The organism is Mycobacterium sp. 852014-52450_SCH5900713 (assembly GCF_001667075.1).
Classification (GTDB): domain Bacteria; phylum Actinomycetota; class Actinomycetes; order Mycobacteriales; family Mycobacteriaceae; genus Mycobacterium.
This window is the reverse complement of the sequence record NZ_LZIL01000008.1, coordinates 25,679-39,571: the sequence shown is the minus strand read 5'-3', so window position 1 is coordinate 39,571 and position 13,893 is coordinate 25,679. Positions and strand designations below refer to the sequence as shown.

At 68.3% G+C, this 13,893-nt stretch carries 12 protein-coding genes and 1 pseudogene; 9 read left to right on the top strand and 4 right to left on the bottom strand.

Annotation, left to right across the window (positions count from 1 at the left end; genetic code table 11):
* Positions 1–386, top strand: a pseudogene (locus tag A5773_RS26220) (hypothetical protein); the annotation flags it as partial.
* A gap of 69 nt (positions 387–455) precedes the next feature.
* Here the strand turns inward: A5773_RS26220 and A5773_RS25325 are convergent.
* The gene (locus A5773_RS25325; protein ID WP_082948059.1) at positions 456–956 is read right to left on the bottom strand and encodes a DUF4333 domain-containing protein; all 501 of its coding nucleotides are present in this window, start codon (positions 954–956) and stop codon (positions 456–458) included.
* Between the two features lie 317 nt (positions 957–1,273).
* Here A5773_RS25325 and A5773_RS02620 point away from each other — a divergent pair, with 317 nt between their 5' ends.
* A complete protein-coding gene (locus tag A5773_RS02620) occupies positions 1,274–2,407 on the top strand; it encodes an FHA domain-containing protein (RefSeq protein ID WP_082948058.1) in 1,134 nt (377 codons plus the stop codon).
* A 16-nt stretch (positions 2,408–2,423) separates the two neighbouring features.
* Here A5773_RS02620 and A5773_RS02615 read toward each other — a convergent pair whose 3' ends face one another.
* Both A5773_RS02615 and A5773_RS02610 read right to left on the bottom strand, forming a co-directional pair.
* On the bottom strand, positions 2,424–2,858 hold the full coding sequence (locus tag A5773_RS02615) for a hypothetical protein (RefSeq protein WP_156664349.1): 435 nt from the start codon (positions 2,856–2,858) through the stop codon (positions 2,424–2,426).
* Positions 2,859–2,927: 69 nt separating this feature from the next.
* Positions 2,928–3,716, bottom strand: coding sequence for a sensor domain-containing protein (locus A5773_RS02610; protein ID WP_082948057.1), 789 nt, complete (start codon positions 3,714–3,716; stop codon positions 2,928–2,930).
* Between the two features lie 373 nt (positions 3,717–4,089).
* Between A5773_RS02610 and A5773_RS02600 the strand changes: the two genes are divergently transcribed.
* The 5 genes from A5773_RS02600 to A5773_RS02580 all read left to right on the top strand — a co-directional run bounded on the left by A5773_RS02600 (position 4,090) and on the right by A5773_RS02580 (position 10,406).
* Entirely contained in the window at positions 4,090–4,965 is an 876-nt protein-coding gene (locus A5773_RS02600) for a sensor domain-containing protein (protein ID WP_156744703.1), read from the top strand.
* Between the two features lie 155 nt (positions 4,966–5,120).
* A complete protein-coding gene (locus A5773_RS02595) occupies positions 5,121–6,617 on the top strand; it encodes a hypothetical protein (protein WP_231989237.1) in 1,497 nt (498 codons plus the stop codon).
* On the top strand, positions 6,614–7,822 hold the full coding sequence (locus A5773_RS02590) for a hypothetical protein (protein ID WP_067264433.1): 1,209 nt from the start codon (positions 6,614–6,616) through the stop codon (positions 7,820–7,822). Before A5773_RS02595 ends, A5773_RS02590 begins: the two co-directional genes overlap by 4 nt.
* A gap of 7 nt (positions 7,823–7,829) precedes the next feature.
* A complete protein-coding gene (locus A5773_RS02585) occupies positions 7,830–9,836 on the top strand; it encodes a serine/threonine-protein kinase (protein ID WP_067789264.1) in 2,007 nt (668 codons plus the stop codon).
* Between the two features lie 255 nt (positions 9,837–10,091).
* On the top strand, positions 10,092–10,406 hold the full coding sequence (locus A5773_RS02580; RefSeq protein ID WP_067264456.1) for a hypothetical protein: 315 nt from the start codon (positions 10,092–10,094) through the stop codon (positions 10,404–10,406).
* Between the two features lie 227 nt (positions 10,407–10,633).
* On the opposite strand, the gene A5773_RS02575 is transcribed toward A5773_RS02580, so the two are convergent.
* Positions 10,634–11,104, bottom strand: coding sequence for a DIP1984 family protein (locus A5773_RS02575; protein WP_066947414.1), 471 nt, complete (start codon positions 11,102–11,104; stop codon positions 10,634–10,636).
* 132 nt (positions 11,105–11,236) lie between these two features.
* Between A5773_RS02575 and A5773_RS02570 the strand changes: the two genes are divergently transcribed.
* Positions 11,237–12,142 carry a class I SAM-dependent methyltransferase gene (locus A5773_RS02570; RefSeq protein WP_066947417.1) on the top strand — a complete coding sequence of 302 codons (906 nt, stop codon included), beginning with the start codon at positions 11,237–11,239 and terminating at the stop codon, positions 12,140–12,142.
* A gap of 203 nt (positions 12,143–12,345) precedes the next feature.
* Positions 12,346–13,827, top strand: coding sequence for a PPE domain-containing protein (locus A5773_RS02565; RefSeq protein WP_066947421.1), 1,482 nt, complete (start codon positions 12,346–12,348; stop codon positions 13,825–13,827).
* The last annotated feature ends 66 nt before the right edge of the window (positions 13,828–13,893 follow it).

Here is a 13,893-nt window from a genome sequence, read left to right as displayed (position 1 = left end):
GTGCGGGGATGGGTGCCGGTGCCAGCTCGAGCGCCAAAAGGAAAGCGCCGGAACCCGATAGCGCCGCCGCCGCGGCGGCCGCGACGGCGCGGGGTCAGGCCAGGGCGCGCCGGCGTAGGCGGGCGGTCCGGGACCACCACGGGGACGAGTTCGCGGACATGAACGTCGACGTCGATCCGGATTGGGGCACGCCGGGCGACGAGGTGCCCTCGTTCGCGTCGGACCGCGGGGCCGGGAGGCTGGGGTTTGTCGGGACAGCGCACCGGGGGGCGACCGGTGATGCGACGGGTTTGGCCACGCTTGCCGGTGACGAATTCGGCAGCGGCCCAAGGGTTCCGATGGTTCCCGGCACCTGGGAAACCGACGCCGGCGGCGACACCCGGTAGCGGCGCCGAACGCCTTACTGATTGCCAACCGGTTGGGTGGTGACCGGCCGTCGGCCTTCGAGGCGCATCTCAAACCTTCGTTCCCTTCGGGGCACTGACTTCATAGCTGCCCGTGTCGTCGGTGAAGGTGACCAGGAACTGGTGTTTGAGGTGGTCGATGGTTGCCTGGCAGGTGAAGGTGCCGCCCTTGGTAACGGTGGGATTTTGTCCGTCGTTGCAGGTGACGTCGCTGACATTCTTGGCGCCGTAACCCGCCGGGTCGGACAGGACCTGCGTGACGCCGGACTGCACGGCGGTGACGTCGAGCTGCGTGGTGACGAAGAAGCCCGGCGCCCAGAATCCCGAGATGAGCATGGCCACGGCGCCCACCATGATCGCCGCGCCCAGGTAAAGCGGCCGACGTCTGCCGCGTGCAGCGGGGGCCACCGGCGCCCAGAAGCCCCCACCGGCGGGCCGTTGGTGATGCGGGTAGGGAAGCGGCCCACGCTGGGTCCCCTTCGGAAACGGGTGCGGGCGGGGCAGGGGCTCGGTGGGCGGATCGTAGAAGCGTCCGGGCGGGACCGGTGACATGCCGGGTCGCCGGGGGTATTGCCCTGGCACCGGGGGCGGGTGTGGCTGCATCGGATGCCTCTCTGTTAAGGCTTGGACCGCGTGAGCGACTACTGCTTGAACTGTAACCGAAGCGGCAGTGGTGCGCAACGTTTGTAAACGGTGCGGCAGCAACGGTGCGCCACCGTAGCAGGGGCAGGATGCGAGCCCAAACGGTTCTGAGCTGCGTAAAATTGCCGCACACGGCCAAGACTGCACACGAAGCAGATGTAGCATGATCCGCAATGCATTGGGTCGTACCGCAGCAGCAGTGAGCCCACGGGAGCGAGGAGCGACAATTGACGCCCGGCCAACCGACGACCGCGCTGACCGTACAAGTCGGGCATGCGACGCACACGCTGCACCCTGCGGCCGGCGCCGCCGTCATCGGTAGAGACGCCGGGGCCGCGGTTCGGGTGGACGACGAGAGGGTCTCGCGGTGGCACGTCCGGCTCGAACCGCACGGCGACGGCTGGCAGGCCTTCGACACCAGTAGCAACGGGATGTTCGTCGATGGGATCCGCCGCAACTCGGTATTGATCACCGGCGTCACCACCATCTGTCTGGGGGCCCCTGACGGGGCAGCCGTGACCCTGATCCCGCAGCGCCCCTCGGAAGTGACGCTCGAGGAGTCGACCCAGGTGGTGCATCCGTTCGAAGCCGAGGACGAGCAGTGGTGGGACGGCCAGAGCGACCCCGGCGTCGTCCGCGCCGGCAGCGCGGTCGCTGAGCGCCGCCAGCAGCTGGGGATCTCGCAGCGGAGCCTGGACCGCGACGGAATCATCAACGCGGGCGCCCTCATCAACTTCGAGAAGGGCCGCAGCTGGCCGCGTCGTTCGACGCTGGAGAGGCTGGAGAAGGTGCTGGATTGGCCGACGGGCCACATCACGCGCATCCGGCGCGGAGCGGTTCCGGCCCCCACCGGTGGCGCCGGCCAACCCGCCGGACCCACGGGAGCTCGCCGCGACGAGGCCACCGAGGTATTGGCCGACTCGATTCACGCGCCCCTGATGGCCGAGACGGTGGAACTGGCCATGCACACCCTCACCACCGCCGTCTCTGGATTGCCCGAGCCGTCCGATCCCGATTTCACTCCCAGGGCCACCAATATCCTGGCCGATCTGCGCAAGCTCGAGAGGCTGGCGTCGAGCGCTGCGCGCAACGCCAAAGGCAGTCCGGCGGTCATCCTGGCGTTGAGCAGTGTGCGGCGCAGCTACAACGACTTGATGATGCGCGCGGCACGCTCGCCCGCGGCCACTTTGGGCCAGCGACTCTACGGCGCCCGTCACCGGGCGGAACTGAGCCTCGAGGAAGCGGCCAATGGCGCGGGGCTGCCGGCGTCCGTCCTCGAGGATGCCGAAGCGGAGCGCACCATCGCCCCCGAGGCCGCCCGGGCCCTCGAAAACCTCATCGCGCAGCTGTCGATCGGTTGACGCGCTGCAGCACGGATTATCCGTGTGTCGCTGACTGCGTCCAGGGAGCCGGGCGTGTGGCGGCGTAGGCCTGGGCGGCCTGGCGTCGCAGATTCTTTCGCGCGTTGTGGTTTTCGAGCAAGGTGAACCAGTTCCAGCCCAAGATGGAAGCCATACTCCACCAACCGGCGAGCAGATTGTGCAATAGAGCGTCGTGCAGTGCGGCTTCGCATTGGGCGAAAGTTCCTGTGACGGTGTAGGTCTGGTTGAACATCAGGATGATCGCGCCGGTGTGTTTTCTGATCCGTACCTGGAAGAACGGTTGGTTGCCCGTAGGGGGCGGGGGTGGGTAGCCGGCCTGCGGCACGCGGTGTGCCGGTGCGTGTGCGGGTCCGTAAACCGGCCGCGCCGCCGGGGGATAGGCCTGGGGGTACCCGTAGGGCTGTCGGTGCTGGGGGTGTGGCTGAGGCATTATTACTCCGTAAGAGGTTGGGGGATCGGGTTTTTCACGCGTTCTGGTAAGGATGTTGCGACGGGTCGATCAGGCTTGCGAGATCGTGGCGGTGGTTTTGGAGACGATGTCGGTTGCTTGGCTGGTGGTATCGAACCCGCACCAGAGGGTGTCGATGACGACGTTGTTGACCAGCCCCATGGCGCGTTGGCAGATCGGGCCGCGGCCGCCGGGCCGGGTTTGCAGGATGGCCAAGGAGGTGTCGGTCGCCTGCAGCTCGCCGAGGTCCCAGCTGCTGGGGGCGTGACCGGGCGGGGTGATGGTGATGGAGCTGTTGGCGCAGCCGGACCAGCGTGTCTTGGACTTGCTGAAGAATTGCTGGGCCGAATCGGCGTCCCGGAAGCCGACCAGGACCTGCACCAGCGCATGCTCGCGCGCAGCAGGTGTGGCGTCATCGAGTATCTGCCCTTGCAGCGCCGTCCAGTTGCTGCCTTGGTAGGCGGTGGCTTCGGCGGGTGAGTAGGTGTCCACGCAGCCGGGGTTGGTGAGCATCTCCTCGTCGTGCCACATCCGCGTCACCGGCTTGCGTACGGCCATGCCGGTGGTGTGGGCGATCGCATTGACGTCGTCTTCCTTCAGCAGCAGATCGGCGAGGTGCTGGGGCAGGATCGCGGGCGGTTGCCAGCGTCCCAGGTCCGGGGCGGCCGCGGGGTGCCCGGTGTTGGTGGTGGTGCATCCGCTCAGCAACAGGGTCAGGGTGACCGCGGCGAGGATCGCCCAGCGCGCCACGGGAGCGAAGCGGGGTCGGCGTCCGGCGGTGTCCTGACTGGGGGCACCGCTTATCGGTCCACCTTGGTTACGCAGCGAAACAGCGCTCATGTCGGGGTCCTCCTGCCAGCTCGTCCGGGTATGACGCAGACGCTAGCAATAAAAGCGCAGCAGTGCAACGTTTCGAAACGTTGCACAGTGCCGAGCGCTGTGTTTCAATTTGGAGCATGCAGCGCAACCTTGCCGCGCCGGGCGGTACCCCTCACCCCTGGGGGCTGGTCCTCACGGCCCGGCCACGCCGGTCGTTCGCGCTGTCCCCGCAGTTCCTCATCCCCGAAGGACACTCGATGCCCCACCACCCGCACCCGCCTACGCCCACCACGACGCGCCCTGCGCCGGGAAGCGCGCCGGTGCCGCCCGGCGCCTACGGACCTGCCCGGTCGGCGCCGCTCGCCGCCGGGCCCGAGAGGAGGTCACTACCGTCTTGCCCCGCCGGCCGTTCGCGTATGCGGGCCCGCCCGGCGCGCCGCCGGCGCCGCCCGGGATGCCCGTGTGGGGGCCGAGCCCCGGCTACCGACCCTCGTTCGCCCCGGAGCGCCCGCGGCGCCGGCCCACCTGGGCCCGGATCGCCATCGGGGCCGCGGTCGTGGTCGCCATGGTGGGCGCCGGCCTGATGATCAATGCCGCCAGCAGCCCCGATGACAGTTCGACACTGATGCCCGCGCCGGCCACATCCGCGGCGCCGGTCGACCCAGGTCCGGCGCCGCAGGCGCCAACGGTGCCGTTGTCGGCGCTGCCCGGGTTGATGTTGGATGTGGCGACCATCAACAGCATTGAGGGCACAACCGACATCGGTCCTCCACCAGGCGACAACGGCAAGGACGACTACGCGTACAGCGGCGTGAGCACCGACCGCCCCGAGTGCAGCGAGGTCCACACCCCCGCGCTGGATTCAGAGCTCGACAACAGCGGCTGGATCGGGGTGCGAACGCAGTCCCTGCAGGACCGCGACGGCGCTCGGCACCGCAATCACAGTGCCGCGATCTATTTCGCCACGGCCAAGGCGACCAACGACTTCGCGGCCAAACAAGCCCAGGCCTGGCCCAAGTGCAGCGGCGCCACCTTGCACCTCACGGAGCGGGGGCACCCAAGCAGCATTTGGACAGCGGGCACCGTCACCAACCATGACGGCATGCTCAGCATCACCAACACCCAGGAAGGCGGTGGAGGGTGGCAGTGTCAACGGGCCCTGGCCGCGCGCAACAACATCGTGATCGACGTGCGCAGCTGCGGTGAAAACCGCACCGATCAAGCGATCACCATCGCCACCAAAATGGCCGAGCGCGTCACCACCCGCTGAACGCTGCCCGCGAGAGTGAGAAAGGAGGGGGCGATGAGTTGGATACGGTTGGCACCCAACGTCGCATCGTGGACGGCTCCGCCATCCGGGTCAGAACGCGAGTGATGTCGCCAGGGCAATGATGAGCAAAATCAGTGAACGGAGCTGATCCGCTGGTGGCAGCCATTACCATTCTGCTGGTCTGGTCGGCATCGCCACAGGTGGCCGCCAGCGGGCGCCGAAATGAGGGGATGGGGGATGGGGGATGGGCACGCGCCGCGCGACCGCTCCCGACGACGGCCCGTGAGCGGGTGGCCGCGTTGGTGAGCCGACCGGGTGCCCGGCATGTGGATTCCGCCGACGCCGCGACCGGCTGTCCGCACGGGACGGGCCGCTTGGACAACCGAATTGGTGTGCGGCCACGCGTGGCATCGTCGGCCCGGTTGCTGATCGCCACGGCGGCCGCGGTGATCGCTGTGGGCACCGGCTGCTCGACGGTGGTCACCGGTAGCGCCGTCAAGTCCGGCGGCCCGGCGCCCGCGGCGGCCAACGTGGCGCTGCTCGACCCCGGTAACTACCCGCGTCGACCGCGGCCACCGCTGGGCACCGTCGCCGACGACGCAGCCGGTCGCCGCGTCGAAGCCCAGCGGATGGCAGACATGGTGGCGGGCCCCTGGCAGGTCGACGGGACTCTGATCAGTCCGCTGAGCGCCGAAATCGCGCCCACCACCGCGCTTCCCGAGCCGGGGCGGCTCTCGGCGCTGGTGCGTGGTGATTCGATCGCCGCGATCGCCGCCGCGCATCGCTTCGTGGCCGGCTTCGTCAGCGGGCGCGTCACCCCACCCCCGCCACGCGGCCAACCGCCCACCGACAAACCCAGGATCCTGGACAACGGGGTGTTCCGCTTCCCCAGCCCGCAGGACGCCACCGACGCCGCTGCGGCCATGGCCGCCGCCGACATGGCCACCGTCCGGCCCGGCAACATTCCGGCCAGCCGGCTGTCAATCCCGCACTACCCCAACACAGTTGCCAACGTCGCGCCCCTGTCCGGAGGCTTTGAGGCCGAAGCGTTCACCGCTCACGGCCCATACGTCTTCTTCCAGTTCGCGGGCTCTAAAGAGAGCGCCGGCACGGTCGCTGACATGGTTGCCAAGACCCTGGACCTGCAAGGCCCGCTGGCCGACCACTTCCAAGCCACACCGGTAGACCAGCTGGCTGCCCTGCCCGCAGACCCAACCGGACTGCTGGCCCGCACCGTGCCGGCCACCGACCCCAGCGTCAACCAGGCCGCGGTCTATCCACCGCACGGCGCGCTGCATTTCCGGTCTGATCCCGTGGCGACGCAGGCGATGTACAGCGACGCGGGCATCGGCCACGTCGCCGCCGACCGCACCACCGTCTACGAGGCAGTCGATCCCACCGGCGCCCAGCGGGCGGCCGACGGGCTCGCCCGGATTGACGTGCCCTTCCTGAGCTATCACTCCGCCCCCGGAATCAATGGACTGCCATCGGCGCGTTGCTTTGACCGCGGCCTCGACAGCACGGAGCTGGGTGCCGTGCGCTTCCTGTGCATCGCCACCGCCGACCGCTACGCGTTCAAAGCCACTGCCGCCCAAGAAGTTGAGGCCCACCAGATCATCGCCGCCCAATATCTGATGTTGACAGCCGCATGACGCGCCGCGTCCGCCTCTGTGCCCTCTCCGTCGCGGTCGCGGCGGTGACGGTGGCTTGCACTACGACCATCCCGGGGGCTGCTGTTAAAGCGCCCGGGACGGACAGTTCCGACGGCGTCGACCTCGCCCTGCTTGATGCCGGGAACTTTCCCACCGCCCCGCGCCCGCCGCTCGGCGTCGCCGGCGACGCGCTGCGCGGCGGGTGGGTCGAAGGGCGCCGCCTGGCCGGCGCCGTGGTGGGCCCCTGGGAGGTTGACGCCGACCTGATCGACTACGCGCAAATCGATTCCGGCGTGGTCAAAGATGCCGACGCGGTCAGCGCGCTGTTGGGCAGCCCGATGGGTGAGGGGCTGGGCGGCCACAACCTGGTGGCTGGATTTTCCGGTTCGCGTCACACCGAAAAAGGCGCCTACAAAGGGCTGCTCAACATCGTGTTGGAACTGGGCAGCCCGGCCGACGCGACGGCCGCGGTCGCCGACATGGTCACCAAAGGCGCCACCTTGACCATGCCCTTTGAGGCGAAACCCCTTTCCACACAGCCGTTTTCGATTCCGCGTCATCCGGCGACGGCCGCGCTGACCTACCAGTGGACCGCGCAATACCCAGAACCCGGCGGTCCACGGTTCTCGGTGACCGCCCTGACCGCCCACGGCCAGTACGTCCTGGCGCAAACGGCGACATCGGCCGACAGGGCTGATGCTGCGGCTCAATTGATCGCCACCGCACTGGATTTGCAGCAGCCGTTGATCGACGGCTTCAGGCCCACCCCGCCGGATCAGATAGCCCAGCTGCCATTGGATCCCGACGGCCTGATGTCACGCACCGTGGCGCCCCGACAAGAAAACGAGTCGATCAACGACGGCATCTATGACGCGCACGGAGCGCTACTCCTGGAGACCGGTGACCCGGTTCACCTGCAGGCCTTGTTCAAATCGGCCAATGTGCAGCAGGTCGCGTACGTCCTCGAAACCAGGGTCTATCAGACCCCCGACGCCGGGGCGGCGGCGCGCATCGTCGCCGATATGACCGGGCCGCATCAAGTGGGCGGAATCAGTGGCATGCCGAAGGCGAAATGCTTCAACGAAACGTTGGGCTACTGGTGCGTGGCCCGCGCGGATCGCTACGCCTACGAGATGCAAAGCGAGCAAGAGAACGCGCTGCATCAGATGATGGCCGCCCAATATCGCATGCTGACCGGGAAATGAGCCCCTAATGCCTCTCGCTGTCGGAACCATCATCGCCGGATACCGCATCGAAGGCGTGCTGGGCTCCGGCGGCATGGGCACGGTGTATCTGGCCCGTCATCCCACGCTCCCCCGCAATGACGCGCTGAAGATCCTGTCCGCCGAGCTGTCTGTGGACCGCCAATTCAGAGTCCGGTTCACCCGCGAAGCCGACCTGGCCGCCACGCTGAACCACCCCAACATCGTGCGGGTGTACAACCGCGGCGAAACCGACGACGGCCAGCTGTGGATCGCCATGGAGTACGTCGAAGGCACCGCCGCGAACGATTTGGACCGCGCCAACCTCACTCCGGCCCGCATCGTGCGCATCATCACCGACGTCGCCGCCGCACTCGACTACGCCCACTCGCGGCGGGTGTTGCACCGCGACATCAAGCCCGGCAACTTCCTGGTCTTCGCGCCAGGTACCGACCACGAACGGGTGTTGTTGGCCGACTTCGGCATTGCCCGCGCCCTCGACGACGCCACAAACTTGACGGCGACGGGCTCCATGGTCGGCACCGCTGCCTACGCCGCCCCGGAGACCATCGAGGGCCGCCCGGCCGACCACCGCAGTGACATCTACTCGTTGGGTTGCGCTCTGTTTCGGCTGCTGACCAGCCGCACCCCTTACGAGGACAACTCCTTGTCGGCGATGTTGGCCGGACACTTGATGCGGCCCGTTCCGCGCCCCACCGAAATCAATCCCGCCCTGGCGCCCGCGATCGACGACGTGATCGCCCGGGCGCTGGCTAAAGATCCCGACCAGCGCTTCCAGACCGCGGGCGCGCTGGCCGCCGCCACCGCGGCCGCGCTGACCAACAGTCCCGCGCCGGCGCGGCCCACCGGGCCCAGCGGGCTACCGGCAAGCAACCCGACCAATCCCACCGTGACCTATCCACCGACCATACCGCCCACCCCGGCGGCGTTCGGCCCGGCGTGGACCCCGAACCATGCTGCGCCCCAACGGTTTGCAAGCGCTCCCCCCTCGCCACCCCCGGCCGGGGCTCCCGATTCGGTATGGAAAGCCAAGCGCCGCAAACGCGCTCGCCTCGCAGTGGCCGCGACAGCCCTCGTTGCGGTGCTGGTCGCGGCAATTGTGTTCAGAATCCACCTGTTCGGCCGCACCGGCGGGAGCCCGGGTCCTTATCAGCCACAAACCCTCAACACGAAGTTCGGCACCATCAAACTGCAGCACCGGCCGGTGGCTATCGCTGCACTGGGCCCCGGCGATCCCGACGCGGTCCTTTCGCTGGGCGCCCAACCCGTCCTGATGAACGCCGCCAACGCGACCGTGCCGAACTGGTTACAACCGCTGATCCATTCATCCCCACCGGTGTTCGCCGCGGCCGACACCGGCGCCATCACCGCCGCGAAACCGGACCTCATCATCGACACCGGCGATATCGACCAGCCCACCCATGACTCATTGGCCGCCATCGCACCCACCCTCACTCAGCCCGCCGACAACCCCAGAGACTGGACCTGGCAGGCGCAACTGAATTGGATCGCCACCGCCCTCGGTCGCACCGAGGCCGCCAAAGACCTACTCGACAAGGCCCAATCCGAGCAGGACACGATCCGTTCCGAGCACCGCGCCTTTTCCGGCAAATCCGTTGTCGTGGTCGACTACACGGGCACCGGCACGACCGCCGCCGCGGCCCCGTCACCGCCGAGCAGCTACCTGGAAAGCATCGGCTTCAGCTACAACACTCACTACAAGCGCAGCCCGGGTGGCCCCCCACAAGTCCCGTTCGACATCAACGACGTCGACTATGCCGCTCAACGCAGCGACGTCATGCTCTTGCTGCGCACCGACCCCGGGGCCGGCGGCGGGGGATACGCCGGCCTGCCCGCCAAGTACGGCAGCTTCGGCGGCAGCCTCGTCATCGTCGACGACCCCGCCACCATCGCCGCGCTGAACGCCGGTGGCCCCGCGGCCACCAGCTACCTCAACACCGCACTGGTCCCCAAGCTCAGCAACCAAATCCGCTGACGATGCTGTCTAGCGATCGGCACCGGTGTCTCAAGCCCGTGGCCGTAGCTGCGGTTCTCACAGCGGCCGTAGCATCGCTCCCCGCGAGTTTGCAACCACCAAGCGCTCATGCAGACCCTTGGCAACCTGCTCCTCAATTTCCGAATGTCGACTCCTATCCGCGGTCAATCCATCGGACTATGCGTACTTTGGCCCCCACCCGAGCATGTCCGGTTATGTCTTCAAGACACCGGGGGAAGTGACATGGTCGTCAGCATGATCACCGAAAGTGGAGTGACGTGCTCAGGTGCGGCGGTGGGCGCCCCACCCTCGTCCACCGTCTCCGCCTCAACCGTGTCACCCGGCCACTACCACAACGAAGAGCTCACATATGACAACGCCAAGCTGCTGCCCGCCGGTCGAAGACTCGATGCCGGAAACGGAGTCGCTTGCGCAGCGCTCACTTCCGACTCGCTGGCCTGCCGCGCAGGGCCCAACGAGGGAATGACGACCCAGCCTCCGGGCCCGCGGCACGTCCAGTATGGCGTGCACGGCTTCGTCATCCAGCGCAACGGAAACTGGACCTTCTGACTCGCGCCTCGGTGTATGCCCCATGCCCACCCTCGCCGTCACGGATCCACACGCGGTGATGTGCTGTTAGCTGTGCCCTGTCGCCTGTGCCCAGTGCGGGGCTGCGGTGTAAACGAGGGAGTCGAACCCTCTGCACTGCCCTTCGTGCGCCAGGAGAGACCGGACTTGACCCGCCGGTCGGGGCTCGTGCGCGCCTCCGCGACGCCTACCTGCTACACCCGGGTCCATTACTCCAACAGGTCTACCTCCCAGTTCGATCGCTGGATCCGCACGTCGAGCTCACGAAGCTCGCGAGCCACCTGATCGGCTTGAAGACGCACATTCGCAACAGTCAAGGCGGACAACATCTTTAGCTCAGAACGCAGTTGTCGAGAGTAACCCTGCTGGTTGCTCCCGGCGGCTGCGTCCGCTGCGCTCTTGAGAACATGGTGACGCCAGCGCAGCGCGTCCCGCCGGGCCAACGCATCGGTCAGCGTGCCGTCTGTGCCGATCGTCGTCGCTGCGTTCGTGCGATTGATCCGCCGGATCAAGGCTTCGTAATCGACGAGCACGCCCTCGACTTCAGCGAGCAAGGCTGCCGCATCTTCGGCCGGTTCTTCGCCCTCCTGATAGCGGGCATTGCTCACGATGCGTGTGCGCAGCTGTTCAATGCGGCGCAGCGCATCGGCCCGCAGTGACAACGCCTCGGCCAGCTTCATGATGCTCCCTCCGGTGGGTGGCGCAACTGCTTACACAGGATAGGTCCGATAACGGCTCTTCAGCGGCCTCCGGCGACCCCGCGGCATCAGCTGGGCGGCCGCCCGTCGCCGAGCGCCGGTACTGTCGGATTCGTGCGTAGTGAAGGCGATACCTGGGACATCACAACAAGTGTCGGTTCGACGGCGTTATTCGTGGCGACCGCCCGAGCGTTGGAGGCGCAGAAGCCGGACCCCCTGGTCGTCGACCCCTACGCGGAGGTGTTCTGCCGCGCCGTGGGCGGGTGGGCGGCCGATGTCCTGGACGGCAAGCTGCCCGACCACCAACTGAAGACCCCGGACTGGGGCGAGCACTTCGTCAACTTCCAGGGCGCCCGCACCAAATACTTCGACGCGTACTTCCGCCGGGCCGCGGACGCGGGTGTTCGCCAGGTGGTCATCCTGGCGGCGGGGCTGGACTCCCGCGCCTACCGCCTGGACTGGCCCGCCGGGACCACCATCTTCGAACTGGACCAGCCGCAGGTGCTCGATTTCAAGCGTCAGGTGCTCGCTGACCACGGCGCCCAACCGAAGACCCAGCGCCGGGAGATCGCGGTGGACCTGCGGGACGACTGGCCGCAAGCGCTGCGCGACAGCGGATTCGACGCCACCAAGCCGTCGGCCTGGATAGCCGAAGGCCTGCTCATCTACCTACCCGCCACCGCGCAGGAGCAGCTGTTCAACGGCATCGACGGCATGGCCGCGCCGGGCAGCCACGTCGCCGTCGAGGACGGCGCCCCGCTCGACCGGGACGACTTCGAGGCGAAACGCGAGGAGGAACGGGCCGCGATGGCCGCCGGCGCGGAACGGCCCTTCTATCAGCTGGTGTACAACGAGCGGATCGCGCCCGCCACCGAATGGTTCGGCGAGCGGGGGTGGAACGCGGTCGGCACCCCGTTGGCCGACTACCTTCGGGAAAACGGCCGCCCGGTGCCCGGCGCTGACGCCGACGCCGGGTCGATGGTGGCGCGGAACACCCTGGTCAGCGCCGTCAAAGGCTGAGAGCCGGCAGCCCGGAGTCGCCGGGCTTTCAATGACTTTTCCCTGAGTTGAGCGCGCGCCGGAACTTTTGCGCGCCGCGCCCCGACTACTACCGGGCTCATCCGTGCGTCGCCCAACAGCCCGGACGACGTCGCTCTCAGCCCGGCGAGGAGTCCTGGCATGGCGCGACGCACTTTGATCGATAGCTCGGCTGGTAGCCGAGGATGACCGCGCCGGTCTGGATGGCGTTCCCCCCGGAGGTCCATTCAGCTCAGCTGAGCAGCGGTCCCGGCCCGGCGGGACTGCTGGCCGCCTCGGCGGCGTGGAGTTCGCTGAGCACGACCTACGCGTCGGCGGCGGACGAGCTGTCCGCGACCCTGGCCGCGACGCAGGCCGGGGCGTGGGAGGGGCCCACCTCCGAGCAGTACGTCGCCGCCCACGCGCCCTACCTGGCTTGGCTGATGCGGGCCAGCACCAACAGCGCGGCGGCCGCCGCCCGGCACGAGACCGCGGCCACGGCTTACACGGCGGCGCTGGCGGCCATGCCGACGCTGCCCGAGCTGGCCGCCAACCACACGATTCACGGCGCCTTGGTGGCGACGAACTTTTTCGGCGTCAACACCATTCCGATCGCCGTCAACGAGGCGGACTACGCGCGGATGTGGGTCCAGGCGGCCACCACGATGTCCACGTATCAGGCGGTGTCCAGCGCCGCGGTGGCTTCGGCGCCAGAGACGGGGCCCGCGCCACAAATCGTGCAGGCCACCGACAGCGGCCAAGACAGTGACGACGACGGAATCGTCGACAATGACGGCGGTAACCCGTACCAGCTGAGCTGGTGGATCAACCGATTCACGGAGATTTTCCAGACCATAGGAAGAGATTTGGCGGAGTTTCCCACGAACCCGGCCGACGCAATAGAGGATTTGCTACAAGACATTTTCGGGCCCGCCGGTCTGATCGCTGACGAGTTCACCCACGTGGGCGAGGCCCTTCAAGCGTTCCCTCAGCTGGCTGCCGTTCCGTTCATCGTGCCGGGTGCATTTGCGGGGGGCATAGCAGGCTTGAGTCTGATGGCCGGCATCCAGCCGGCCCCAACTCCCGTCGCTGCGCCGGCACCGGTGGCCCCGGCTCCCAATGCGCCTGTCGTCAGCGGCGCTCCGGTAGTCGTGAGCGCCGCCTCGGCCCCGGCCGCGGCGCCGGCACCGTCTCCTACCCCTACGTCGGCGGCACCGGCACCCGCGCCGGCCTCGGTGCCGGCGACCGGAACGCCGCCGCCACCCGCCGGCGCCGGGGGCGCCGCCTTTCCGTACATCGTCGGCGGTCCGACCGTGGGCTCCGGCGCGGGCGCCAGCGGCCGCGCGCAACGCAAGGCACCGGAGCCCGATTCGGCCGCGGCCGCCGCGGCGGCGTCGGCATCGGCACGGGAAGCGCAGCGGGCCCGCCGGCGCCGGCGGGCGGCGATGAAAGATCGCTACCGCGGCTACGAGTATGTCGACCTGGATCCGGATACCGACACCGCGGGCGATCCGCCAGACGAGGCGGGGTGGTCGGTCGCATCGGATCGCGGCGCCGGGCCGCTGGGTTTCGCCGGAACGGCGCGCAAGGGCGGCGCCGCCGCGGCGGGCCTGGCGACGCTGGCCGGCGACGAGTTCGGCGGCGGCCCGGCACTGCCCATGTTGCCGGGCTCCTGGGAGCCGGACTAGCGGGCCCGGATCGGCATGCCCGGGACCGGAACTTTTCTCCTACGGGGTACGACTACTGGCTTGTCC

What these genes read in the sequence shown, in the direction of transcription:
- A5773_RS25325 (WP_082948059.1), bottom strand. Translation starts at nt 956, where the DNA reads ATGTCACCGGTCCCGCCCGGACGCTTCTACGATCCGCCCACCGAGCCC.
- A5773_RS02615 (WP_156664349.1), bottom strand. Translation starts at nt 2,858, where the DNA reads ATGCCTCAGCCACACCCCCAGCACCGACAGCCCTACGGGTACCCCCAG.
- A5773_RS02610 (WP_082948057.1), bottom strand. Translation starts at nt 3,716, where the DNA reads ATGAGCGCTGTTTCGCTGCGTAACCAAGGTGGACCGATAAGCGGTGCC.
- A5773_RS02590 (WP_067264433.1), top strand. Translation starts at nt 6,614, where the DNA reads ATGACGCGCCGCGTCCGCCTCTGTGCCCTCTCCGTCGCGGTCGCGGCG.
- A5773_RS02585 (WP_067789264.1), top strand. Translation starts at nt 7,830, where the DNA reads ATGCCTCTCGCTGTCGGAACCATCATCGCCGGATACCGCATCGAAGGC.
- A5773_RS02580 (WP_067264456.1), top strand. Translation starts at nt 10,092, where the DNA reads ATGATCACCGAAAGTGGAGTGACGTGCTCAGGTGCGGCGGTGGGCGCC.
- A5773_RS02575 (WP_066947414.1), bottom strand. Translation starts at nt 11,104, where the DNA reads ATGAAGCTGGCCGAGGCGTTGTCACTGCGGGCCGATGCGCTGCGCCGC.
- A5773_RS02565 (WP_066947421.1), top strand. Translation starts at nt 12,346, where the DNA reads ATGACCGCGCCGGTCTGGATGGCGTTCCCCCCGGAGGTCCATTCAGCT.